22 protein-coding genes are annotated in these 25,783 nt (G+C 43.3%); 12 read left to right on the top strand and 10 right to left on the bottom strand.

All coding sequences use genetic code 11. The annotated features are described in order from the left end of the window. Window positions 1-814 precede the first annotated feature (814 nt). From ndhL to P5674_RS12315, 4 genes are all read left to right on the top strand, one after another. On the top strand, window positions 815-1,030 hold the full coding sequence (gene ndhL / locus P5674_RS12300) for an NAD(P)H-quinone oxidoreductase subunit L (RefSeq protein WP_006616115.1): 216 nt from the start codon (window positions 815-817) through the stop codon (window positions 1,028-1,030). After that, a complete protein-coding gene (locus P5674_RS12305) occupies window positions 1,030-1,383 on the top strand; it encodes a DUF3007 family protein (protein ID WP_014275565.1) in 354 nt (117 codons plus the stop codon). Before ndhL ends, P5674_RS12305 begins: the two co-directional genes overlap by 1 nt. 30 nt (window positions 1,384-1,413) lie before the next feature. After that, on the top strand, window positions 1,414-2,235 hold the full coding sequence (trpA, locus tag P5674_RS12310; protein ID WP_014275566.1) for a tryptophan synthase subunit alpha: 822 nt from the start codon (window positions 1,414-1,416) through the stop codon (window positions 2,233-2,235). 738 nt (window positions 2,236-2,973) lie between these two features. Beyond that, window positions 2,974-3,987: an aldo/keto reductase gene (locus P5674_RS12315; protein ID WP_062945765.1), complete on the top strand. Its 1,014-nt coding sequence runs from the start codon at window positions 2,974-2,976 to the stop codon at window positions 3,985-3,987. 1 nt (window position 3,988) lies between these two features. On the opposite strand, the gene P5674_RS12320 is transcribed toward P5674_RS12315, so the two are convergent. After that, a complete protein-coding gene (locus P5674_RS12320; RefSeq protein ID WP_006618948.1) occupies window positions 3,989-4,639 on the bottom strand; it encodes a hypothetical protein in 651 nt (216 codons plus the stop codon). A 216-nt stretch (window positions 4,640-4,855) separates the two neighbouring features. Here P5674_RS12320 and P5674_RS12325 point away from each other — a divergent pair, with 216 nt between their 5' ends. From P5674_RS12325 to P5674_RS12350, 6 genes are all read left to right on the top strand, one after another. Continuing rightward, a complete protein-coding gene (locus tag P5674_RS12325) occupies window positions 4,856-5,176 on the top strand; it encodes a hypothetical protein (protein WP_006618947.1) in 321 nt (106 codons plus the stop codon). A gap of 77 nt (window positions 5,177-5,253) precedes the next feature. Then, entirely contained in the window at window positions 5,254-5,793 is a 540-nt protein-coding gene (locus P5674_RS12330) for a GIY-YIG nuclease family protein (protein ID WP_014275569.1), read from the top strand. A 182-nt stretch (window positions 5,794-5,975) separates the two neighbouring features. Further along, the gene (locus tag P5674_RS12335) at window positions 5,976-6,191 is read left to right on the top strand and encodes a hypothetical protein (protein ID WP_231852191.1); all 216 of its coding nucleotides are present in this window, start codon (window positions 5,976-5,978) and stop codon (window positions 6,189-6,191) included. Beyond that, window positions 6,142-8,670 (top strand): dynamin-like GTPase family protein, encoded by a 2,529-nt coding sequence (locus tag P5674_RS12340; protein WP_035737234.1) that lies wholly within the window; start codon window positions 6,142-6,144, stop codon window positions 8,668-8,670. The genes P5674_RS12335 and P5674_RS12340 overlap by 50 nt, the downstream gene beginning before the upstream one ends. A gap of 92 nt (window positions 8,671-8,762) precedes the next feature. After that, entirely contained in the window at window positions 8,763-9,005 is a 243-nt protein-coding gene (locus tag P5674_RS12345) for an HNH endonuclease (RefSeq protein ID WP_006618944.1), read from the top strand. A gap of 72 nt (window positions 9,006-9,077) precedes the next feature. Then, window positions 9,078-9,566 (top strand): cobalamin biosynthesis protein, encoded by a 489-nt coding sequence (locus P5674_RS12350; RefSeq protein WP_050856777.1) that lies wholly within the window; start codon window positions 9,078-9,080, stop codon window positions 9,564-9,566. A 28-nt stretch (window positions 9,567-9,594) separates the two neighbouring features. Here P5674_RS12350 and P5674_RS12355 read toward each other — a convergent pair whose 3' ends face one another. The 9 genes from P5674_RS12355 to gloA form a co-directional block, all read right to left on the bottom strand. Further along, a complete protein-coding gene (locus P5674_RS12355; RefSeq protein WP_006618942.1) occupies window positions 9,595-10,572 on the bottom strand; it encodes a cysteine synthase A in 978 nt (325 codons plus the stop codon). A 111-nt stretch (window positions 10,573-10,683) separates the two neighbouring features. After that, window positions 10,684-11,322, bottom strand: coding sequence for a peroxiredoxin (locus tag P5674_RS12360; protein ID WP_006618941.1), 639 nt, complete (start codon window positions 11,320-11,322; stop codon window positions 10,684-10,686). Between the two features lie 134 nt (window positions 11,323-11,456). Continuing rightward, on the bottom strand, window positions 11,457-12,665 hold the full coding sequence (locus P5674_RS12365) for a 4-hydroxy-3-methylbut-2-enyl diphosphate reductase (RefSeq protein WP_006618940.1): 1,209 nt from the start codon (window positions 12,663-12,665) through the stop codon (window positions 11,457-11,459). A 135-nt stretch (window positions 12,666-12,800) separates the two neighbouring features. Then, window positions 12,801-14,786: a molecular chaperone HtpG gene (gene htpG / locus P5674_RS12370; protein WP_006618939.1), complete on the bottom strand. Its 1,986-nt coding sequence runs from the start codon at window positions 14,784-14,786 to the stop codon at window positions 12,801-12,803. 296 nt (window positions 14,787-15,082) lie between these two features. Continuing rightward, window positions 15,083-16,066: a glycosyltransferase gene (locus tag P5674_RS12375; RefSeq protein WP_006618938.1), complete on the bottom strand. Its 984-nt coding sequence runs from the start codon at window positions 16,064-16,066 to the stop codon at window positions 15,083-15,085. A 1-nt stretch (window position 16,067) separates the two neighbouring features. Next, a complete protein-coding gene (gene hpsE, locus P5674_RS12380) occupies window positions 16,068-17,060 on the bottom strand; it encodes a hormogonium polysaccharide biosynthesis glycosyltransferase HpsE (RefSeq protein WP_006618937.1) in 993 nt (330 codons plus the stop codon). A gap of 143 nt (window positions 17,061-17,203) precedes the next feature. Beyond that, the gene (gene hpsE, locus P5674_RS12385) at window positions 17,204-18,205 is read right to left on the bottom strand and encodes a hormogonium polysaccharide biosynthesis glycosyltransferase HpsE (protein ID WP_006618936.1); all 1,002 of its coding nucleotides are present in this window, start codon (window positions 18,203-18,205) and stop codon (window positions 17,204-17,206) included. Window positions 18,206-18,309: 104 nt separating this feature from the next. Beyond that, window positions 18,310-21,096 carry an ATP-dependent chaperone ClpB gene (gene clpB / locus P5674_RS12390; protein WP_006618935.1) on the bottom strand — a complete coding sequence of 929 codons (2,787 nt, stop codon included), beginning with the start codon at window positions 21,094-21,096 and terminating at the stop codon, window positions 18,310-18,312. Window positions 21,097-21,248: 152 nt separating this feature from the next. Continuing rightward, the gene (gene gloA, locus P5674_RS12395; RefSeq protein ID WP_006618934.1) at window positions 21,249-21,677 is read right to left on the bottom strand and encodes a lactoylglutathione lyase; all 429 of its coding nucleotides are present in this window, start codon (window positions 21,675-21,677) and stop codon (window positions 21,249-21,251) included. A gap of 68 nt (window positions 21,678-21,745) precedes the next feature. Here gloA and P5674_RS12400 point away from each other — a divergent pair, with 68 nt between their 5' ends. Both P5674_RS12400 and P5674_RS12405 read left to right on the top strand, forming a co-directional pair. Then, a complete protein-coding gene (locus P5674_RS12400; RefSeq protein WP_157888703.1) occupies window positions 21,746-21,892 on the top strand; it encodes a hypothetical protein in 147 nt (48 codons plus the stop codon). A gap of 701 nt (window positions 21,893-22,593) precedes the next feature. Beyond that, a complete protein-coding gene (locus tag P5674_RS12405) occupies window positions 22,594-25,773 on the top strand; it encodes a T9SS type A sorting domain-containing protein (protein ID WP_035737238.1) in 3,180 nt (1,059 codons plus the stop codon). Window positions 25,774-25,783: the final 10 nt, after the last annotated feature.

Here is a 25,783-nt window from a genome sequence, read left to right on the forward strand (position 1 = left end):
ATTGATTAAGTTGTGCTTATTGATTAACCCGTCAATAATTAAGATTTGTTGCTAGGGGATATGCACCAATTGTCCCGTGTGCTAAGACTGAATGGAGTGCATATTGAGCGTGACGGTACGACTATTGGGTTAAGTAAATTCCCGCTATCGCACTGCGGATAAGGGTTTGATGATAGTGGGGGCGGTGGGACTTGAACCCACACGACCGGTGAAGGTCAACGGATTTTCATCCTCTCGCAGCTTTCGCTACAGCATCAGGTAGGTTGATCCGCGCCTAATTGCCTTGAGAATTGGACTCTCCCTTTACCCTCGGCTTAACGTTAGGGTAGCTCCCCTCGAGTCTCTGCACCTTCGCATAAAGAAGTTCCAGAAATTATATATTTCCTTCACCCCTTCAAGGGCTTGGCTCAGGATTGCCTTGTCTGCGAACAGATTTAGGTTTCCCTGAGTTTGAGAGCAGTCACTTGAGGGATTTCTCACCCCAAGGCTCAGTTTTCTAAGTCCGTAGCGTCTACCATTCCGCCACGCCCCCAGGTCGCTTGTTTAAAAGCACGATCTATATTTGAGCATCTTTCTGGAATTTTGGCAACTATTTTCCCAAATTTTTTGGAGATCAGGGAAAACTGGGAGCGATCGCCAGTGGTGGGAGAGCCTCATAGAGCCTATCTGTAATATCATATACCCGGCGTAAACCCGCGCCTACAAATATGTATGACCCGATCGCTGGTCATTGGTGACGTAGCAAAACTGGTCACTGGTCACTTTTCGCGGTTTAATTATAAAGACTGTCGTTGGATTGTCGGATCACCCAACTATGCTGATTACACTGTTACTGTATGTTATTCTCGGTGGCACCTACCTAGTGGTAGCCCCAGGGGCTTTGTACTTTTACCTGAAAACTCGCTGGTATGTAGCTGGTTCCGTAGAGCGGTTACTGATGTACTTTCTGGTTTTCTTTTTATTTCCAGGACTGATTTTGCTGTCACCGTTCCTAAATTTTCGTCCCCAACCCCGACAAATTGAAAGCTGATGCGACGAATTGATGTAATTGGGATTGGGATTGGCATTTTTGTAGCCGGAGGTCTGTTGTACTGGGTTTTTCAGTTATCAGGCTTTGATAGTAGCAAAGCGGGAATTTGGAGTCAGGCGATCTTGGTGGGAGGGTTAGTCCTGTGGCTACTCACCTACCTATGGCGCGCCGTCACCCAGACCATGACCTATAATCAACAGCTCAAAGATTACAAGGAAGCGGTGATTGAGAAGCGCATAGCGGAAATGACACCGGAACAACTCCAACAACTTCAGGCTGAAGTTGACCAAGAAAAACAGCAAAAACCTGTCCATCGGGAGTCTGGGTCTGTAGATGAGCAATCAAAAAGCTAACCGGACTATCCCCACATATTCGAGTTTGAAATGATTTCAGTTTCTGAATGTTTCCAAAAGTTGCGCTCTGAGAGTCCAGCTAATGGCGATCGCCGCCAATGTGCGCTGATTCCATTTATCACAGCCGGAGATCCTGATTTAGATACTACCGCTAAAGCCCTCCAGATTTTAGATCAAAATGGAGCAGACCTGATCGAGTTAGGGGTTCCCTACTCTGACCCCTTGGCTGACGGTCCAGTTATCCAAGCTGCTGCTACCCGTTCCTTAAATCGGGGAACTCGGCTAGATGGGGTTTTGGAGATGCTGAAAACTGTTAGCCCTACCATCAAGGCTCCGATTATCTTATTTACTTATTACAATCCCATTCTGTATCGGGGGATTCCTGAGTTTCTCGCACAGATTAAGGATGCTGGGGTAAAGGGGTTAGTAGTTCCAGATTTACCCCTAGAAGAGGCTGATATTCTCTTATATCCAGCTAAAGAACAGGGGATTGAATTGGTGTTGTTGGTGGCTCCTACCAGTTCCTCCGATCGCATTGAGGCGATCGCTCGTCAGTCCCAGGGTTTTATTTACCTGGTCAGTGTTACCGGAGTTACTGGAATGCGATCGCAGGTTCAGACCCGGGTTGAGGATTTACTTAAACAAATGCGCTCTCTCACCGATAAGCCTATTGGTGTCGGGTTTGGTATTTCTCAACCAGAACACGCCAAACAAGTCCGGTCTTGGGGTGCTGATGCTGTGATTGTGGGAAGTGCTTTTGTGAATCGACTGGCGGCGGGTTCCCCCGAACAGGGATTAGAGGCGATCGCCAGTTTTTGTCAGACTTTGAGAACCGCTATTGATCACGATTAATCTATAGAAACCTCCCCAATAGTCGAGCCTCACCATATCCCCAAAAGAAAAAGGCTAGAAGTTGTAGTGCTCCCATAAACACTCAGCTTCCAGCCCTTTGAAACCCTCGTAATGTGCCTTTCTGTTATCATCATGGCAACTTAATCAGAAAAGATCAAGGGGTCTGTTGCAATTACCCACTTTTTCTCGATCGCTCCAAATTACCGCCAAAAAAAAAGGCCGGAAGTGCAGTGCTCCCATAAACACTTATCTCCCAACCCTTTGAAACCCTCGTAATGTGCCTTTCTGTTATCATCATGGCAACTTAATCAGAAAAGATCAAGGGGTCTGTTGCAATTACCCACTTTTTCTCGATCGCTCCAAATTACCGCCAAAAAAAAAGGCCGGAAGTGCAGTGCTCCCATAAACACTTATCTCCCAACCCTTTGAAACCCTCGTAATGTGCCTTTCTGTTATCATCATGGCAACTTAATCAGAAAAGATCAAGGGGTCTGTTGCAATTACCCACTTTTTCTCAATAACCATAAGTTACCGCCAAAAAAAAAGAGGCCAGAAGTGCCGTGTTCCCATAAACACTTAGCTTCTCGCCTTTTGAAACCCTCGTAATGTGCCTTTCTGTTATCATCATGGCAAGTTAATCAGAAAAGATCAAGGGGTCTTTTGCAATTACCCACTTTTCCCATAAAAATGACCCATTCAGGGGATAGCAAACCTTAAAAGGAACTTGAATCATTGGCTATGTTAACATCATCTTCTCGATTCCAATTTACCGAAGACCTCAATATCTGTCGTATCTTAAATGGAATGTGGCAGGTTTCTGGGTATCATGGACGCATTGATCCCCCGGTGGCGATCGAAACCATGTTTCAATACCATGATGCTGGTTACACTACTTGGGATCTGGCGGATCATTATGGACCTGCTGAAGATTTCATCGGGGAATTTAGACGACAAATGGCTAATTCTCGCGGTCAGGAAGCCTTAGCAACTATTCAGGCGTTTACTAAGTGGGTTCCTAGACCTCAAAAAATGACTCGGAATATTGTTGAGAAAAATATTGATATTTCTCTCAAGAGAATGAATGTGGATTGTCTGGATTTGCTTCAATTTCACTGGTGGGATTATCGCGATGATAACTATTTGGAAGCATTGCGACAGATGACTATTCTACAATCCGAGGGGAAAATTAAGCATTTGGCTTTGACTAATTTTGATACTGAACATTTGCGGATTATTGTCGAAAATGGGATTAAAATAGTCTCTAATCAGGTGCAGTTTTCCCTAGTCGATCGCCGTCCTTTGGTGGCTATGGTAGACTTATGTAAAACCCATGATATTAAATTACTTCCCTATGGGGTTCTCTGTGGTGGGTTCTTATCGGAACAGTATTTAGGGAAGCCTGAACCTATGGCTATGATGTTAAAAACTGTTAGCCTCAAAAAATATAAAAATATGATTGATGCTTGGGGAGGCTGGAAGTTATTTCAAGAGTTGCTGACTGTGTTAAAATCCATTGGCGATCGCCATGGGGTCACTATTTCTAATGTCGCGGTTCGCTATATCCTCGAACAGCCTACGGTGGCGGGAGCCATGGTGGGAGCGCGGTTGAGCATTTCTCAGCATATTGATGAGAACGCTAAGGTCTTCGATTTCAGCCTAGATGAAAGCGATCGCCAACAAATTCATCAAGTCACTAATCGAGGACAAAACCTATTTGAAATTATTGGCGACTGCGGTGATGAGTACCGTTAAACTAGCTCAGTATATTGTTACCTTGTTGTAGTTTTTTGACCGCGACAGTCAGACGTTTTAAATAAGGTTTAACAATCTCTCTATTCTGGTTTTGCAGTTCCCTCACCTGTTGGTAAATAATCCCTAGTTGTTGTTCTACTTTAATCAAGTTTCCGTGAGATAAAGGGGGTTGGGATAAATGCTCCGAAACGGTAGCAGGTGGATGTTGTTTCATATCATTGATGGTATTTTCCATCAACCGAAACCGAACATTCATCACTTCCCAATCCTCATGACGCAAAGCGTTTTGTTCCAAACGCTGAGTTACCCTTTGTAATTCCGTCAGCACATCTGTAATTTGATCTAGGTCACTATTTTCCTCTGTCGGTCCTGGTAACATCTGAACCTGATCATAAAGGGATTTTACCACCCCACGAACATCAGCGATCGCTGCATCCGTACTCTGTTTAACTTGTTGCTCAAAGCGTTGGCGGTTGACTATATTCAGCGCTACAGCCACAGTTAAAGGAGCCGCCGCCAGTAACAGGGGGCGAAATATAATCGCTGCTACCAGCGAACCCACCCCAGAGGCGACCACAGATACATATTCGGCAATTTTGAGCCAATCTCGCTGATTTTCAGAGGTTGGGGGCGAGGGTTCTGTCGTTTGCATGGCTGTCGCTATTTTGGAGAAAACTGTTATAGAGTCATGCTAACGCAAACTGTCAGCAACGTAGGCAATATTTTTGAGATTATATCTTTTCCGTCTCCAGATTTTCCAGTTTTTGGGCAATTATACCCTTGGGAATATCCCCCCTAGTGGTTTAGAATATACAGTCAACAACGGGAAGATTACCTGTTATTGCTCAACTAGCCTTGAATGGGAGTTATGAAGTTAAAAGTTATCGAAAATTTTGATGGCTCTTTTACCCTAGAACCATCAGCCAAATCCATACTGTTTACTCTCCTAACCAGTGATACATTTATCAATCAGATGAGACAGGAAACTCAAGGAGATGGGGTAGAATTTACTGAGTTGCTCTTTCAACCTGTCCCCTACAGCATTAATACCCCCAAAGGAATGCCACCGGAACTAGAAGAATATTATCACTCCGATGATTATATCATTGTGAATGTTCCGCCTAATTATATGTTCCAGGCGAAGATTTTTAAACCTAGTCGCCTCTGTGCTATCTATCGTCGAGTTTAATGGCTTAAATGTCTCTGTTTATAGCCCTAGCCCGGTGGCTGGTGGTATTGTTGTTTCTTGCACAAAATTAATCAATTATGACTTCCTCAACTGAGATAATTCCCCTTAGTGGTCTGGAATTTATTGCCTATCTGGATGATTCCGGAAAATTACCAGAATCCTTATCCGGAAAAATCGGGGTTTATGCCATTTTTAATCAATCACAGGTTTTACAATATGTAGGCTATTCTCGTGATGTTTTCCAAAGCATAAAACAGCATTTAGTGCGTCAACCAGAAGGGTGCTATTGGCTGAAAGTACAAACTATTAATCGCCCTAGTAAGACCCTTTTAGAGGCAATTCGCGATGGTTGGATAGCTGAAAATGGTTCGGTTCCTCCTGGTAATGCTGAATATAGCGATCGCTGGAATCAACCTATTGATGTCAAGCCACAAATGACCTCGGACGAAGTGGCTAAGTTTGATAGTCTTGATGAAATTGGCAAGGATAAACTGCTTAAAACGGTCGCCAAAAGAGTAGAGGCAAATATTTTATCTGCCTTGGAAAAACGAGGATTACAGGAGGAAATCCGCTTTAACCCTAAACTCAAAACTCAGGGAATCCTGGATTTAAAGTGATGGTTTACTCCTATTGATTAATTAACAATATCCCCACTTTTTTCATATTCAATTAATCTCAATCTGTATAAACACGGATGATGAATAATTAAGCTACTAGCCACTGCTTAGGAAGGGGAAAACCTACCATTTTAAGGGGTTGACTGAATCTCCTATTTATCCTAGAATAATGTGTCAGGGTCTTGGCTGACTACAGTGGCTGGATTCAGGCTTCCCCAATGGTGGGAGTCGGTGTTGGTGTGGCTAGTAATTGTCAGACCAAAAAAATTAAAATCTTTTCGGGAATAGCTAAAAATGATGCTGTAGTTAGCGGGGACGATTTTAAGATATTAAAGGATGGTACAGATCATGTCTGTGAATATTCCGCAATGCCAGAATTTGGATCAGCAAGTCAATAGTGTAATTAAGCTATTATTGCAGGAATCATCTTTGCGATCGCAGGATTTATCAGCAGTCCGAACGTCATTAGAAAAGGCAATTTCTCCAAGATTTGAGATTGTATTTGCTGGCGCTTTTAGTGCGGGAAAATCGATGCTAATTAACGCTCTCTTAGGGCGAGAATTGCTGTATAGCGCTCAGGGACACGCCACGGGTACTATTTGCTATATTGAATATGCTGCTACTCCATCAGATGAAAAGGTGGTGCTGACCTTTTTAAGTGAAGTAGAAATTCGGGAGCAAGTCCACGAACTTTGTCAAACATTGGGGTTATCGACTCCGGGGAATCTTCATGAAATAGAGGAAGCGAAACGACTCCAGGAAGCGGCGAAAACACTCTATGAACAAGAGGGGGGGGAAAGTCGGAATCAGCGCGCCAAACGAGCGAAAGCCTTGGAACAATTGTTAGCTGGTTTTGTAGCGAATCGGGATAAAATCAACGCCAATAATAACACGATTTTATCTATGGGAGAACTCGCTGATAATGGTGTTGATTCAGCCTCCTTATATGCTCGTCGTAGTCAAAATAGTGCAGTTATTAAAAAGATAGAATATTACTGCCATCATCCCCTCTTAGAAGATGGTAATGTAATTATTGATACGCCGGGAATTGATGCACCTGTCCAACGAGATACACAGATTGCTTATGATAAAATTGAGCATTCTGATACCTCGGCGGTGGTCTGTGTATTTAAAACAGCAGCTAATGGGGAACTGACCTCAGAAGAGACTCAGTTATTAGAACGCATTCAGAATAATTCTGGGATTCGCGATCGCGTTTTTTATGTATTCAATTATATTGATGCGACTTGGTATGATGACCAGCTTAAAAACTGTTTAAACCGTCATCTAAATACTCAATTCAGCAGTAGCGATCGCGTTTATAAAACCAGTGGATTATTAGGGTTTTATGGGGAGTTAATCCGTCAAACTCATGGTAGCGATCGCTGGGGTTTAGATTCAATTTTTGCCAAAGGTAATCTTTCTCATCAAGAGGCGGAAGAGACCCCTAAATTTATAGTAGAATTTAATAACTACTTTTTCACTTCTGGTCAACTTTCCCGGAGTAGCTTTCCCATTACTCCAGCCATAGGTTATGCGGAAACCCATCAAGAAAAGTATCTACAAATTCTGAATGCTCACGGCTATAATTTGATGGAGCAATTAGTTCTTGATAGTGGGATTGATCAGTTTCGTGATGATATCACCCGCTATCTCACCGAAGACCGCCGACCCCAGCTTTTTCAAGCCTTAGCAGAAGACCTCCGACCTGTCTGCATTTCGTTAAGGTCTTATTATCTGCAAAACTGGTGGGATTTAGAAAATCAACCTAAAGAAATCGATGCAATTAAGGATTTACAATTACGACAACTTAGCCAAGACTTAAAAACCATAGGTGACGAATTTGAGCAGTATATTAAGGCTCATCTTAATCAAACTGTAGCTAGTAACGAGAATGCTATTTATGATCGAGATTTTCGGAACTTACAAAGAAAGATGATTGAGCGTTTAGATACACTGATTCAAAAATTCTCGGTAGGTGAAGCCTACAAAAGCGCTCAAAGTAACCACCCCAATAGTGCTGTAGTTCCTCTGTTAGCCATATTAGCGGAGGCTTTTTATAGCTTATCGGATGATTTAAAAGTCACTCTAGTAGAGTGCTGTGAGACCTTGGTGGCTAACTTTTTCCAACAGTTAACTGAACAAGTCCATCAAGCTGACTTTTACCATCGCCTATATCGTCTGTTGGGTAATGATGGCGGTATTGATGCTACCTTAAATCAACTTCAGCGTAAAGTTCATGATGCTGTAATTAGTGCGGCTAACACCGAATGCGGTGCTTATGTGCGAGAAACTCCAGAGTTTTATGCAGAGGGAACAGTCCCCCATTTCCAACTACGTCAAACGTTACGGGAAGCCTGTAATAGTGCTGATTATCAAGGGATGGTTGAAGCGGAACCCGCTATTCGTCAACTGCTGAAAATTGACTTTGAGAAAAAGGTTAAAAGAACAGTTCTCCGCCATTTTCGGACTGTGATTAATCTGACTATCAATGATAACTTGCAGGTGGGCGCTAAACATCAATCTCAGACGATTTTTTCTCAATACGAGACAGCACGAGCTAATCTAGCTAAAACCTTGGAACAGGAAGCGGAAGAAAAGCTGGAGCATAATCATCAATTACAAGAAAAAATTAAGCAGACAATTGATGCTTATAATAACTCAGTAATAGCGATTAATGATTGTTTGGTGGCTATGGGTTTAGGACGGGGTAAATTACCTGCTATTAAGGATACAGACCTTGATCCGGTTTTCAATTACCAACAACCAGCTTTTACAGAACCATCATATAATATTGAGGATGAGCAGGAGACTTCCCCAGAAATCTTTGATGCTGAGTTTACACCAACAGAGAAAAGTCCGGTGATGAGCGAGTAAAAGTTTTGTAGGGGTTGGTTATGCTGGTATCTGGCTGAAGCTAACCCCCCCGTTGATTGTTGGCTATAGGAACCCCAAACCAGGAAATAAACATGAGTAAAACACCCCGCATTCCTTTCCCTCCGGCTGTTCGTAAATATGTTTATGAACGAGATAATTTTACTTGTCAAAGTTGCGGAAAAACTAATAAAGAGGCGCGGCTAACTATTGACCATATTATTGCATTGGCTAGGGGGGGAAGTAATGACCTGAGTAATTTACAGACCCTCTGCTGGGAGTGTAATCGGAAAAAACTCCATTATCACGATCGCCGTTTTCGTCGTCATTTCACTTAACGGAGGTTGGTCATGATGAAGGTTTGCTAAAATGACGGTTTAAGTAGATATAATCATCCCTTTTGTGAATTAATGACAAACCTGTGGCTAAAAAAATTGTCGTCGTCTCAGAAGGTTTTGTGGGTAGGTATAGGTTGTCAACGTCACACTCCCAAACCCGTGATAGAAACCGCTATTAAACAGGTATTTCAGGAACATCAATTAGCGGAAGATGCTATCATTGGGATTGCTACCATAGACGGAAAGGCTGATGAACCAGGGTTAGTAGAATTATGTAGCGATCGCCACTGGATTTTACAGACATTTTCACCCCAACAATTGCAGGGTGTCAAGGTTCCCAATCCTTCCATGGTAGTACAGCAAAAAACCGCCACCCCCAGCGTCGCGGAAGCCGCAGCATTACAGGCGGCGGGAGTTTCAACCTTACTGATTCCTAAATGTATCTATAGAGTGGAAAATCTCACGCCAGAAGGGGCAAAAATCAGCCAAGCGGTGACTATAGCGATCGCCAAAAGTACATTTATTGATAGTCGTGAAAAGATAGGGAATAGGACTGACTAGCTAATCCCATTCCCCATGAGGGTAAATTTTAACTGACGGGTAATAGTCCCCGTTCAGCCAACCATTGTTTATTGTAGAGTTTAGATTGATAACGTCCGCCGCCATCACATAAGACAGTAACAATGGTATGTCCGGGTCCCATTTGTTTAGCTAATGCGATCGCCGCACCGACATTAATACCAACAGACCCCCCCATAAATAACCCATCTTTTTCTAAGAGTTGATAAACCACGCGCACCGCCTCCTGGTCATCAACTTGTATAGCATCATCAATAGGAACATCCTGCATATTAGCAGTAATCCTACTATTACCAATTCCCTCAGTAATTGAGTTTCCCTGGGGTTGAATTTCACCAGTTTTCACATAACTGTATAAACCACTACCCATTGGGTCAGCCACCACAGTTTTAATATTCGGGTTTTTTTCCTTCAAAAACAGAGACACCCCCGCAAAGGTTCCCCCCGTACCTGTAGCCGCCACCCAAGCATCAATTTTGCCATCAGTTTGAGACCAAATTTCTGGTCCAGTGGTTTGATAATGTGCTTCTCGGTTAGCTAAATTATCAAACTGATTCGCCCAAATGGCATTATCCATTTCCGCCGCCAAACGTCCCGATAATTTCACATAATTGTTAGGGTCTTTATAGGGAACAGCGGGAACTGCGCGCACTTCAGCGCCCAAAGTTCTCAAGGCTTCCATTTTTTCTACAGATTGAGTTTCAGGTATCACAATCACGCATTTATAGCCCTTAGCATTACAAATATGGGCTAGACCAATACCTGTATTTCCGGCCGTACCTTCTACCACTGTGCCGCCGGGTTTTAGCAAACCTTTTTTTTCGGCATCTTCGATAATATATAAAGCCGCCCTATCTTTAACAGAACCGCCAGGATTTAAAAATTCTGCTTTTCCTAAAATTTCACAACCCGTCTCATCACTAAAACTATTTAATCTGATTAAGGGAGTGTTTCCTACAGCTTCTACAAAGCCACGTTTGATATCCATCGCAAATTTTTTAAATGTTGGTCTTGTGATAATTCGGGGATGAGAGATTATCAAGATTATGGCAATTATAAATCCATCCACTCATCCCCTACTTTTCAAAGGTTAAATATCCTACTTATTAGGTTGAGGAGTCATGCGTAAATAGGGCTTAATTTCCTTGTAACCTTTAGGAAATTTCTGTTTGAGTTCTTCCGGATCTTTGAGGGAGGGAACAATTACACAATCTTCCCCATCTTGCCAATCAGCAGGGGTAGCCACACTGTAGTTGTCGGTGAGTTGTAAGGAGTCAATCACCCGCAAAATTTCGCTAAAATTACGTCCGGTGCTAGGGGGATAAGTTAGGGTCAGGCGTAACTTTTTGTTAGAGTCAATGACGAAAACAGTACGGACGGTTAAAGATGCGTTAGCGTTGGGGTGAATCATATCGTAAAGATCCGATACTTGGCGATCGCTATCAGCTAAAATCGGGTAGTTAATATTAGTTTGCTGAGTCTCGTTGATATCACCAATCCAACCTTTATGGGAGTCCGCATCATCCACACTGAGGGCGATTACTTTAACATTGCGTTTATCAAACTCTGGTTTGAGTTTAGCAACAGTGCCTAATTCAGTAGTACAAACAGGGGTATAGTCCGCTGGATGGGAGAACAGGACAACCCAGCTATCCCCCGCCCAATCATAGAAGTTAATCTCTCCTTCTGAAGAGGATTGGGTAAAGTTAGGGACGGTATCACCTAATCGCAAAGTCATGGTTTTATTTCCTCCAAATTATGATAGGAACAACGTATTTTTTGATTATACTCCGGTTTGGCGATCGCATAACATTTACAGCATTTCTACCTACCGGAGCATCCGCAAATTATGCCCAAGGGGGGATATGATAACTACACTGTCACCGCTAGGGCTTTGTGGGCAAAGATTTTTTGAATTGCCTCTTCCACCACGCGGTCAGGAGTGGATGCACCAGAGGTAACACCGACAATAATTTCTCCTTCTGGTAGCCATTGTGCAGAAATTTCCAGGTCTTTATTAAGGGGTTTATGTTCAATTTTATTCCCCTCAAGAATGCGATCGCTACTATCGATATGATAAGAAGGGATACCCCGTTCAATCGCCATCTCTTGCAGGTGAGTAGTATTAGAAGAGTTAAAACCGCCAATCACTACCATTAAATCCAGCTTTTCTTCTAATAACCCAATCATCGCATCCTGACGTTCCTGGGTAGCATCACAGATAGTATTGAAACTTTGGAAATGTTCATTGAGATTTGCCGGGCCGTATTTTTGCATCATCGTCCGTTCAAACAGCTTCCCAATTTGTTCAGTTTCGCTTTTTAACATAGTAGTTTGGTTAGCGATACCGACAGATTCCAAATCCCGATCTGGGTCAAAATTAGCCGAATAAGCATTAGCAAACCTAGCCAAAAACTCCTCACGGTTGCCACCAGTAAGGATATAATCAGCCACATATTCAGCTTCGGCTAAGTTCAACAGCACCAAATACTTATCAGCGAAGGAACTCGTAGCCACAGTTTCTTCATGCTTATATTTACCATGAATAATTGAGGTGTACTGTTTTTTCTTATGTTTTTCTACCGTATTCCAAACCTTAGAAACCCAAGGACAGGTAGTATCAATAATTTTACACCCCTTATCATTCAGGATTTGCATTTCCTGAACACTAGCGCCAAAAGCAGGAAGGATGACCACATCACCACTACCCACCACCGAAAAATCTTTGTCCGAGTCATTGACCGGGATAAACTCAACATTCATATCCCGCAAATGTTGATTAACTGAGGGATTATGGATAATTTCATTAGTGATCCATATTCTTTCAGTCGGGAAGTGTTGGCGAGTCTCGTAAGCCATAGCCACAGCCCTTTCAACCCCCCAGCAGAAGCCGAAAGCCTCTGCTAACCGGATGGTCACATTACCCTGGGTAAGGATATAGTTATTTTGTCTAATTTGTTGAATTAAGCTACTTTGGTAGGCGTTGTCCATAACCCCCGCCACCTCTTCCTGATGACCGAAGCCTTTGCGGTGGTAGGTGTCTGACTGTTGGAGTGAACGTCTAAATGCTTTTGTATCCATAGGGTTGGTTAAATCTAATCCGGCTTTATTAAAGATTTTAACCTTTCGGTGTGATCATGACCAGGATATGTAACCAAATTCCCCCTATCAAGACAATTGACGGTGGGGACAATTCGTGAATTGTCCCCTAAATGTTTACATGGCGCGTTCTGTTAACCGAGTTAAAACATGGTTAGAACGTTCAACAAAATCCTTCATTCCCTCAGCATCAAAGCCTTTTTGAGCCATTAATGCTAAGTCATAAACATGGTGACAAATCATTTTTGCCAACTCTTCCGAGGGGGAAGAACCGCCTGCTTGAATAATGCTACCCTGACTTAAATTAGTGAGATTTTGAATGAGAGGGTGGGCGGTATTTACCAGTAAAATATGGTCTTCGGGGAAATCAGCTTTCTGCTGTTGCAATAAGGCGGTCATATCCTGTAAACGGCGCATGGCTTCCGGTAGTAAAACCATGGCGGGCGGGGTATCCTCGGATTTTAGGGATTCGGTGCGAATATTCACCCGTGGCTTATTGAGGGACTTCTCAAATAACTCCTTAATTTGTTCGCTGCGGGTTTTATTAGTTTTGGGGTCAACAATTTCGGCTGGCTTATCTTTTTCAATGAGGGTCTCATCAAGTTCTGAGTCTACCCGCAAAAACTTAACCTCTGAGTGTTCCCGCTCTAAGAAACTGATAAAATGGGTATCGATAAATGAGTCGAGGAATAGCACTTCTAAACCTTGACTTTTGTGCAGTTCTATGTATGTAGATTGGGCAGCTTCATCGGTGCAGTAAAAAACCCGATTTTCGTGGCGGGATTTATTGCGTTCTAGGTATTCACTGAGGGTAGTATAATAGCGTCCCTGTTCATCAGTGCTAAAGGATTTCTCGGTTTTCACTTCTTCCCAAACATCCCCATCTTCGCTTTGGACTTGTACTTCTGGGGTTTGAGCTTCCCCGGACTCAGTGGGGGGTTTATAAGTGCTGCGGAAGATGAGAATCTCTTCTACCTGTTTCTTAAATTTATCGTCATTGAGGGAACCGAACTTGATAAAAGTACCAACATCCTGCCAACAACGGATATATTCTTGGCGATTGTCTCGATATACTTCTTTGAGGCGATCGCCTACTTTTTTGGCGATATAGTCAGCAATTTTGCGGACAGTGCGGTTAGTTTGTAGGGCGCTACGGGAGATATTCAAAGGAATATCGGTGCTATCAATTACACCCCGCAAAGGCATCAGGAATTTGGGGATAATTTCCTCGCAGTGGTCGCTGACAAAAACTTGATTACAAAATAGTTTAATATTGCCCTGGGTCACATCAACATCAGGCCGCAGTTTGGGGAAGTAGAGAATACCGTTAACAATGAAGGGATAGTCAGTGTTCAGGTGAACCCACAGCAGGGGTTCTTCTTGGAAGGGATACAGATAACGATAAAGGTCTAAGTAATCTTCTTTGGTGAGGTTATTGGGAGACTCACGCCAGGGCGCTGTGTGGCGGTTGATGGTTTCGCCGTCCATAATAATGGGGACGGGCATAAAGTCGCAGTAGGTTTTAATGAGTTGCTGAATGCGACTGGTTTCGAGATACTCTAATTCATCATCCATCAAGGTGAGGGTGACGGTGGTGCCACGGGTAGTGCGGGCAGAATCTTCTAATTTGAATTCTGGGGAACCGTCACAGGTCCAATGGACGGCTTCTGCGCCTTCTTTGTAGGAGAGGGTGTCGATCTCTACTTGTTTGGCTACCATGAATGAGGAGTAAAATCCTAGACCAAAGTGGCCGATGATGGATTCTCCGTCAGTGGCTTGGTATTTTTGGATAAATTCTTCGGCGCTGGAAAAGGCGACTTGGTTAATATATTTTTTGATCTCGTCGGCGGTGAGACCGATACCAGTATCACTAACAGATAGGGTTTTAGCGTCTTTGTCGATCGCAATGGTAATTTCTGGGTTGCTGATATCCCCAGAATATTCCCCGGTGCGGGCTACCATTTTTAATTTAGCGATCGCATCTACCGCATTAGAGACCAATTCCCGCAAGAATACCTCATGATCAGTGTAGAGAGATTTCTTGATGATCGGGAAGATATTTTCAGTATGGATCGTGATTGTTCCCTGTTCAAGTACGGTCATGGGCGTTATTTCTCACATATAGATAGTTATCATTTCCTGATCTTGGGCGATCGGCATGACATCATGGGCATGGATCACCCCCATGAGATGATTCGGATTTCCGTATATCAACCATGGATCATGGACAATCGATATATATGGTAGCGTCAGACCCATGAATCAGACCCAGGAAAGGGATGATCAGGCGATAATTCTCAAATGAGGCTATCAAACGAGACCCATGGAAGGTGTGCTGTAGATCTCTAATTATAGTAACCGCGTAGATTTTGACAGTACCACTCATGTAGCTAATGAGATCAATTTTTAGAGTTATGAGTTGTGGGTAAAAATCCTTGAAATTCTTTAATGAATTTAAGTAAAGGTTCAGCCTGTCCGTTGGGTAACATCAGACCTACCATGATTTTCACAAATACGATAGCCATCATACGTGAGCGACGTTTGATCAAACCAGGATCGTGGTAAATAGACATCCAAAAACATCTCGCTCCTATCCTGGCTTTTTTCCGCGTTAATGGGGATTCAAGTGATTTGAAAGTTAGATAACTGTATAAGTGTGAAAGGCTATCCTTTTTCAGATTTTTTAAGGAGCTGGGAGCATTGTTAAACGCTTTGTTAAGTACCGATAAGCAGGAAGATTCTTGACGCTCAATATTAGAGGAAATCGAATGCTCAGATATGCGGTATAAGATTTGCGCTTGAGATATACAAACAAATTTATACTGGGCAGCTAAACGCAAATATAAATCCCAATCTTGCCCACCCTTTAAAGACTCATCAAAACCTCCAATTGCTGATAAAGCATGACGGGTAATTAAAGGATTAGAACCATTTTCCAGAAAGTTTTTAACTAATAATATGGAATAAACATCGCCTTGATAGCTTTGATGAAATCCCGGGTATAAAAATTCACCATATTGATCAATATAATTTGTCCAGCTATAGGCTACAGATGCTTCTGGATCTGCTTCAAGTGCTGCATATTGTAATTCCAATTTATCAGGGGTCCATAAATCGTCAGCATCTAAGAAAGCAATATACTGAGCGCTGGCTTTAGAAAATCCTCGATTTCGACTAACAGAAGCCCCTGAATTGGGATAAGAAAATACTTGAACACGCGGGTCATCAATACTGGAAATAATATCTAATGTTCTATCAGTAGACCCATCATTAATTATAATGAGTTCAAAATCCTTAAAGGTCTGATTGATAACTGAATCAATGGTTTCCTTAATCGTCTTCTCAGCATTATAGGCAGGAAGAATTATTGATATTTGGGGCATTTTATTGATCCTCTGACTTTTCTACAGACCCGAATTTAGCATTCCAGACATTGTTGAGCCAAACCAAGACACTCATCATACTACCCCGATAAAATTCCATTTCAACGGCTGGAATGAGTTCACTTTTCAGCCGTTCTCCATACTTCAGTCGTTGCTTAATAATACGGCGGAGATTTCCCAAAATTGTCCTGACAAAAATCACTGGCTTATCTATGGTTTTAGCATTAATCATCCGTAACTGAAAAGTTGCTAAACCACAGGCGCGCGCTAAGGATAATAAATAATTGCGTTCTAATCGAAACGCGGGGATTTTATGGTTAATGTGCATCTGGGGATTATACCAAATTTCCCAGCCTTGTTTGTGTAGATAAAGCAATAACTCATAATCGTCTCCTCGGGCTAAAATATTCCTCTGACTCCCAACAAGTTGAGGGGTTTTCGGAACAGCTTCTTGCCAGGCTTGTTTTTTAACCACTAATCCAGCAGTCGGTGGTAATCTTAAATTATCTGGGTCAAAACGAAAGGGTTGATTGCCATGTTCGCCAATCGCTAAAAATGCGGCAATTTGTTTAAAGTTTTCAGGAGGTTTTACTTCATATTCGCCGTGAATTTGTCCGCCAAATGCTCCCGCTTGGGGGTGGTTTTGGCTAAATTCATAGATAGAGGAAATCCAGTTTGTTGCTGGAATATTATCATCATCTAGGAAAGCGATATAAAGTCCTTTTGCTTCTTTAATTGCTCGTTGTCTAGCAAAAGCTGGTCCTTGCTTGGGTTCAAAATAGTAGGTGAGGGGATAATGTTTCTCCCAGTTGCTTTGATAAGCTTGAATCACTTGATGAGTTGTATCAGTGCTATTATTATCAATAACCACAATGTCCCAGTCAATTTTTGACCTATGGCTTTGATGACGAAGTGCCTCTAATACTTCGGGTAAGCGTTGCGCTCCATTGTAGGTCGGAATAGCTACCGTGAGAGAAAATGAATCCTGGGTCATAACTAAAGTTTGTACTAGCTGGTGGGATAACTGGGACCAAATGAAGACTTGAGATGTCCTAGCATAAGATATACTAGATTGGAGGTATTGAAACTGTTAAGATGTTGGCTTAGGGAGTAGTGCCAGCTGAGAGCAAATTCTGGTTACTCATGAACAACTGCACTGACAGTAGTATTAGCAGAGTTGCTGTTTTTTTCTAGCTTTAAGTAACCGTTATACCACAGATAAAAAAAGCTGTTTAAACTCCCCATTAATAACGCACGTTCACAAGCAGCAATATCATCCAGATCCGACACACCGTAACGGAGGACGTGAAGCAGCAATTTTCGCAAGTCGTTTGCCAAGTACGCTGTCGTTAAAACAGGCTTTAAAATTGGCTTAACTCCCGCTGTACGAGTGACGTAACGACTTAATCCAATTCCCCGAAAGAAGGGTATCAAATACTCAATCTCCAAACGTTTTCTAGGAATTTTATGATCGACCTGCATTTGGGGATTATACCAAATTTCCCAGTCGGACTTGCGTTGAATATAGGATAAAGCCTCTAGATCTTCTCCGGTCAACATACTGCCCTCAACTCTACCACTCAAAATACATTGTTCTGGCACAAATTCACTCCAAACCTCTCTCCTAATAACTAACCCTGCTGATGGAGGCAAGAGATTTTTTCGAGCATTATAAAGCCTCGGATTTTTCCCTAATTCTGTAATGGCTAAAAATGGTTTAATTCGATTAAAGTTAGGGGGCGGTTCCACCTCAAATATGGCGTGAATTTGACTACCATATGCTCCCGCCTTTGGGTTTTCTTGAGAAAATCTAACCGCCTCAGCTACCCAATTTAATTCAGGTATATTGTCATCATCCAAAAAACCGATCAACTCAGCTTGGGACTCAGACACCGATCGCTTCCTCGCAAATGCTGCACCCTGTTGAGTTTCTAACACATATCGCAGGGGGACTTCTTGGGGCCAGTCCTTCTGAAACTGCTGTACCACTGCTGCCGTACCATCGGAACTATTATTATCCACGACCATAACTTCCCAACGGATGCTTTCGGTCCCCCTTTGACATCGCAACTGTTCGAGCACTTCTGGCAACCGGTTTTCCCCATTATAGGTAGGAATTGCTACTGTTAACTGGATCATGATTAACTTCCTATCGCAGGATATTAACACTATCGCTATTCTGCTAGGCTTTCCACGGGAGTCTTCCTTGGCAATTCGAGATAGAGACGGCACACTTAAAGATTTTAATTATCATCACCTGGGTTGTTGACTGCCACTGGTAACATAGCCAACTCACCCTGATTTAATTGGGCTTCTGGCGTGTTGGAGGGATGATCAAAAGTCAGTGTTCCATCTTTCATGTTAATTTCAATAGTATCGCCCGTGACAAACTTCTGCTCTAAAATCAGGTTAGCGATCGGATTTTCCAACTCCCGTTGAATCGCCCGTTTCAGAGGTCTAGCCCCATAAACAGGATCATAACCCACATCAGCCACATGATCAATAGCAGCAGGTGATAACTCCAGAGCAATTTTTTGATCAGCCAAAAGTCTTTGGAGGCGCTGCATTTGAATGGCGACAATATCGCGCAATTCAGCTTTACTGAGGGTATGGAAGAGGATAATTTCATCTACCCGATTCAAAAATTCCGGTCGGAAATGCGATCGCAAAGCCTGCATAACCAAAGCAGACATTTCCCCATAGCGAGAGTCATCCCCCGCCACCCCCAGAATATACTCACCGCCAATATTGCTAGTCATGACAATGACAGTATTGCGGAAATCGACCAACCGTCCTTGGGAGTCAGTAATTCTACCATCATCCAAAACTTGTAACAGGATATTAAAGACATCAGGATGAGCTTTTTCTACCTCATCAAATAGAATCACTGAATAGGGATGGCGGCGGACCGCTTCTGATAGTTGTCCGCCTTCGTCATAGCCCACATATCCCGGAGGCGCACCCACCAACCGAGAGACAGCGTGTTTTTCCATATATTCCGACATATCAATGCGAATCATAGCTTCCTCGCTGTCAAAGAGGAACTCCGCCAAAGCCCTAGCCAACTCAGTTTTACCCACCCCTGTGGGTCCCATAAACAGAAACGAACCGATAGGCCGTCCGGGGTCTTTCATCCCCGCCCTAGCGCGGCGGATAGCGGCAGATACAGCCTCCACGGCTTGCTGCTGACCAATTACCCGGCGATGTAAATGGGATTCCAATTGCAATAATTTTTGTCGTTCGGACTCCAACAGGCGATTAACGGGAATCCCCGTCCATTTAGCGACAATGGCAGCAATATCGGCTTCTGTTACCTGCTCTCGCAGCAAGGAAGACCCCTGAGCCTGCAATTTTAACAATTCTGCCTCCCGCGCCTCTCGGTCGTGGTGAACGGTCTCTAAGCGGCCGTATTTTAACTGGGCTGCTTTATTGAGATCATAGGCACGTTCGGCTTGTTCAATTTGCACCCGCAGTTTTTCTTCTTCTTCTTTGAGGCGGTTAATAGCTTCGAGGAGTTCCTTTTCACCCTGCCACTGGGATGATAAAGTTTTCTGCTTGTCTTTGAGGGTGTTAATTTCTTCGAGTAAGGATTGGATACGCAGATTTAAACCGATATCAGCACTTCGATCTTGTTCCCCTGGCCGTAGAGGTGTACTTCTTGGGCTTTCCCCCTCCACGGAGAGTTTTTCCATCTCCAACTGCATGAGGCGGCGCTCAATTTGTTCTAACTCTACGGGTTTGGAGGTGATTTCCATTTTCAACTGGGCGGCGGCTTCGTCTACTAGGTCGATCGCCTTATCAGGAAGGAAGCGATCGCTAATATATCGGGCTGACAGCATAGCCGCCGCCACCAATGCCGAATCCGTAATTTTGACCCCGTGATGGCGTTCGTAACGGTCTTTCAACCCCCGCAGAATTGATACTGTATTCTCTGGACTAGGTTGATCAACATAGACCTGTTGAAATCGCCTTTCTAGGGCTGGGTCTTTTTCGATATGCTTACGGTATTCATCAACGGTAGAAGCACCGATACAGCGCAATTCTCCCCGGGCTAACATAGGTTTAAGCAGGTTTCCGGCATCCATTCCCGAACCTCCAGAACCGGCTCCGGCCCCCACCACGGTATGGAGTTCGTCAATAAATAGGACTATTTGACCGTCAGAGTGGGTTACTTCCCGCAATACCGATCGCAGTCTTTCTTCAAATTCCCCCCTATATTTGGCTCCTGCGATTAAACTACCCATATCCAGGGAAATCAACTGGCGGTTTTTTAGGGACTCTGGCACATCTCCGTTAACAATGCGTTGGGCCAGGCCTTCGGCGATCGCTGTTTTACCGACTCCCGGTTCTCCAATTAACACCGGATTATTTTTGGTTCGCCTGGACAGACAACTCACCACCCGGCGAATTTCTTCATCCCGTCCGATCACTGGGTCCAGTTTCCCAGATTTAGCCAATTCGGTTAAATCTCGCCCATACTTACTCAGGGCATCATAACTGTTTTCCGGGTTCTGGTTGTCAACTTTAGCACTGCCGCGCATGGATTTAATGGCTTCTTCGAGTTTCTCCCGGACTGTAGCTTTGGAGTCATTGGTAGGGCGATCGAACCCTGGTCTTCCTGGTGTGGCTCTGGTGGGGTTTCCATTTCCCAAAATCCTACGACCGACGCGATCATCTTCTGCTAGGGCAATAATCAGGTGTTCAACAGCAATGTAGCGGTCTTGCCATGCGGACCGCGTCGCTTCAGCGGTATCTAGCATTAATTCTAACCCACGACCTAGGTACAGATGGTCAATAGTTCCGACTCGGGGTTGTCGTTTGGTGAAGGCTTCTAATTGTTGTTGGACCTGTTCGGGGTTAAAACCAGCTCGTCCTAATATATTATTAGCGAGTCCATTTTGTTCTAAGGCGGCGATCGCCACGTGCTCAACTTCTAAATGCTGATTTTGGAAGCGACGAGCAACATCTTGGGATTTTACTATCGCTTCCCAGGCTTTATCTGTAAATTTACTCGGATCGGTCGGTTGCATTGCTTATTTTTATTGACACCAAATAGGGAACGGGGAATTATCACTCTCAAATAGAAGATGTTGCCGATGTATTTTTCTGGGGACTACCAGAGCCGATTGCCCCAAGGATTTTATCCTACTATGGGCAATCGATCACCTTAACCGTTCAGATCTTAACTGTTTACTGCTAACTGTTTGCTTGCCTCAGCCGAGCCCTGGGTTCCCAGTTGAATCAATTCAACCTTATACCCGTCTGGGTCTTCCACGAAAGCAATCACCGTTGATCCGTGTTTCATCGGCCCTGGTTCTCGGCTAATTTTACCCCCTGCTGCCCGAATTTGCTCACAGGTGCTATAAATATCATCCACACCGAGGGCAATATGGCCGTAAGCGTCTCCCAGGTTATAGCTATCAACGCCCCAGTTATAGGTCAGTTCAATGACACTATGATCAGCTTCATCCCCATATCCCACAAAGGCTAGGGTAAACTTTCCCCCTGGATAATCTTTCTGCCGCAGCAGTTTCATTCCCAGAATATCACAGTAAAATTTCAGTGACTCATCCAAGTTGCCGACCCGCAGCATTGTGTGTAGAAGTCTCATGAGATTGGTTCTCCTCCTCTGAAGATTAGTCCTTACCTGTTATTTTAAGGAAATCTCCCCAGTTTGTCTTGGGGATTGACTCATGGGAACATATAGCGCCAGGAGTGCTACTGAGTTTCTTGGTGACTGGCACCAGCCCCCTCTCCCACCACTACCTAGAAATCAACAACCACAAACCCCGTTTGTTTTTCTTTTCTGGCGATCGCTATCTCTAACCCTTCCCTTGTACCCTTGTCCCCTTCTTCTCAAGGCGATCGACCTTTAAACACTGTTCACAAACCTTTTCAGTCTTCCTTACGACACACCGACAAACTCCCTAAAATACCCTATATATGTCGGCACGGATTCCCATTCTTTTACTATAGGTCAAGTTAGGGGGATTTGTCAAGGAAAAATCGGCGAAATTTGGGGATTTTTTTTGTGTTCCTAAGTGGGGGTACTGGTGGCGGGTCTACCGGCAAAGGCGATCGCATTTTATCACTGTGTCAATAATTGAGAGCCGCACCCTGAGACAGGATATATTTTCCCATGACTTTACCATAGCCAAAATGATTAAATTTTCCTTAAAAATTCACCGGATAACTTCCCAACTCGATAGATAGGATATAATCAAGCTAATCTACTGATAATCAAACCAATTTGGTAGACGGCGTGCTTTTGAGAGACAAGTAGAGAAACAGCGATCGAAGTCGGAACCCTCTTGGGTTATGGGTGGGGGTGAATCAATACCTCCCACATCTCAGGCTAACAGCAAAGAAACCAAGGGTTGAATCTATATAAAAAAACGTGACTCAAGGTGGGAGTTTAAGGAAATCTTGAGTCTGGTTTGTCATGTCCGATTTCCCTAATCTCCCCATCACTTTGATTGAGGGGATGAATAGGTATTCAATACATTTCGTTTCATGGAGAAATTAAAATGCCTAATGAAACTGTCAACAATATCATTCTAATAGATGAATTTGAACCCAATGATAGCCGGGAAACCGCTACAGATTTAGGGTTGCTATCTGAATTGAATGTTTGGGGTAACCTCAGTCTTCATGATGGAGACTTAGATTGGTTTAAGTTTGCGATCGCCAATACCGGAAGAGATTATCATTACTTATCAATTTGGTCTGATTATGAAAACCTAAATTTGTCCCTGTATGATGCTGAGGGAGTCTTGATTGAGACTTCCAGTGACAGTATTGATGCTCAGGGTTCGATGAGTTTAGAAGGATTAGAAGCCGGCACTTACCATGTCCAGGTTTATGGAGATGAAGGCATCACTAGCCCTAACTATATGCTTGAGATCGATGCTCCCTGGGATATCACGATGACCCCAGACGAATTTGAGCAAAATGATAGCCTGGAAACAGCTACAGATTTAGGGTTGCTATCTGAAGATAATACCTGGTCTGGTCTCAGTATTCATGCTGAAGACTCCGACTGGTTTAAGTTTGCGATCGCTCAAACCGGAAGATGGAATAATTCCGTATCAATTAGTTTCTCCTACTCTTATGAACCCATCAATTTGTCCCTATATGATGCTGAGGGAGTCTTGATAACAACTGCCATTGGTTATAATGGGTCTATAATTAGTTTAGATGGACAAGAAGCTGGAACTTACTATGTTCAGGTCTATGGTGATGATGGCGTTATTAATCCTGAATACAGTCTCTCTATTAACGTTCCCTGGGATATCACTATGACCGAAGATGAACCAGATGAATTTGAACCTAACGATAGTCTGGAAACCGCCACAGATTTAGGCTTATATCCAAAAAATGACTTTTTATTTTATGAATATTACTTGTATGGAATGGAGGAATACCCGCCTAGTTCATGGAGTGGTATGAGTATTCACTCTGGAGACTCAGACTGGTTGAAATTTAATATGACTGAGACTGGAGAAAACTATGATTATGTTTCAATCTCTTCCTCATACTATGGCTACAACCTGGATTTTGCCCTGTATGATGCTGAGGGAGTCTTGATTGAAGATTCAACCAGTGGTACTTCGATCAGCCTAGAAGGACTGGAAGCTGGCACTTACCATATCCAGGTATATGGCAATGACGGAGCAATTAACCCTGAATATAGCATCAGTATTCGGGCTTCCCTAGAGGCATTCCCAGACAGGTTTGAACCTAACGATAGTATGGAAACTGCCACAGATTTGGGATTTTTGTCAAAGGATTGGTGGACTTCTGTATTCTCACATGGATTTGATCCTCCCTCTTATTTCTGGAATCTCTTGAGTATTCACTCTGTAGACTCGGATTGGTTTAAGTTTGAGATAGATAGGTTTGGACGAAGAGGTGATTATGTCTCAGTTAGTCACTCTTACTACTCTAGTGACTATCTGAATTTTGCCCTGTATGATGCTGAAGGAGTCTTGATTAACACTTCCAATACTGATGATGGGGAACGGATTAGTTTAGAGGAACTTGACGCTGGAACTTACTATGTTCAGGTTTATGGAGATGAGGGAGTAACGAATCATGACTATACTCTAATCATTGAGCCTCCCATGGCAGTGATTCCAGATGATTTTGAACCCAATGACAGTATTGAAATGGCTACAGATTTGGGTTTCCTATCAGAAAATGAATGGAGTTCTCCGGGTCAGCCGAGTATTGATTTGTCTAGTCTGAGTATTCATTCGGGTGATTCTGACTGGTTCAAGTTTGAGATAAATCAGCCGGGAGTACTAAGTGGTAGAATCTACATTTGGCGTTTGTATCCTAATATATATGAATGGGGAAAATTAGACCTGTATGATGCCGAAGGGGTTCTGATTGAATCTGGTAATGAAAATCTGATTAGCCTAAATGAACTCGAACCAGGAACCTATCATGTTCACGTATATGGTGTTGATGAAGTTGATGCTTATAACTATTCTATGGAAATCCGGGCATTTGAACTGCTACCCGAACTAGAACCAGAACCTATTGTTGAGGAACCAGAAAACGAATCGGAAACTGAACCTATTGTTGAGGAACCGGAAAACGAATCGGAACCTATTATTGAGGAACCGGAAAACGAACCGGAAACTGAACCTATTATTGAGGAACCGGAAAACGAATCGGAACCTATTGTTGAGGAACCCGAAACCGAACCAGAAACTGAACCTATTATTGAGGAACCAGAAACCGAACCCGAACCTATTGTTGAGGAACCGGAAAACGAATCGGAACCTATTGTTGAGGAACCGGAAACTGAACCGGAAACTGAACCTATTATTGAGGAACCAGAAACCGAATCGGAACCTATTGTTGAGGAACCGGAAGTCTTTGAACAACCGATTTTTGTGCCGATTCAATTTCCGAGTTTTGCTTCTGTGAGTTCTCCTGAGCCTTCTGAGGATACGGAAACTTTCAGTGAACCGGAACCGCCAGTGATGACACCGATTAACTTACTGGTTGATGTGGGTGAGGTGATACCTGCTATACCGGAAGCGCCGCCACTTTCTGCTAATAACTCAATTACTCAACCTTTCCCTAATCAGTGGTTTGGTAGTGATGGGGATGATTTGATTATGGGTAGTGATTCTGATGAAACTTTGCTGGGTTTTGAAGGAGATGATTTTCTGGATGCACGCCAGGGAAATAATACCCTATTTGGAGGTCAGGGAAATGATACTTTAGTTGGGGGTTCCGGTCGTGATGCTTTGTTGGGAAATAAGGATGATGATATCCTGTTTGGTGGTAACTCTGGTGATACTCTCTATGGCGGTCAAGGTGATGATACTCTAGTGGCGGGTGAGGGTAATTCTCTGTTGTTTGGTGATAAGGGGAATGATATATTATATGGGGGTTCGGAGGGAATTGATACGTTGAATGGGGGAGAGGGAAATGATACTTTTGTGATGCTTCCCGGTGAGGGTTATACTGTGGTGGCTGATTGGGAGATGAATCAAGATGTGATGGTTTTGTTGGGTGATGCTACTAACTATCGCATGGGGGATTTACCCCAGGGATTTACTAATGCTACTGCTATTTACCAAATTGGGGAGACTGATAAAATCGTCGGTATTATTGAGGGTGTGACGAGTTTGAACTTGGAAGATGCTAGTATCTTTCAGTTTGTGGAGGGGGTCGGGAGTCTGGCTTGAAGTGGCTAGA

Origin of the sequence: Limnospira sp. PMC 289.06 (genome assembly GCF_032350395.1) — a bacterium.
In the GTDB taxonomy this organism is placed as follows: domain Bacteria; phylum Cyanobacteriota; class Cyanobacteriia; order Cyanobacteriales; family Microcoleaceae; genus Limnospira; species Limnospira platensis.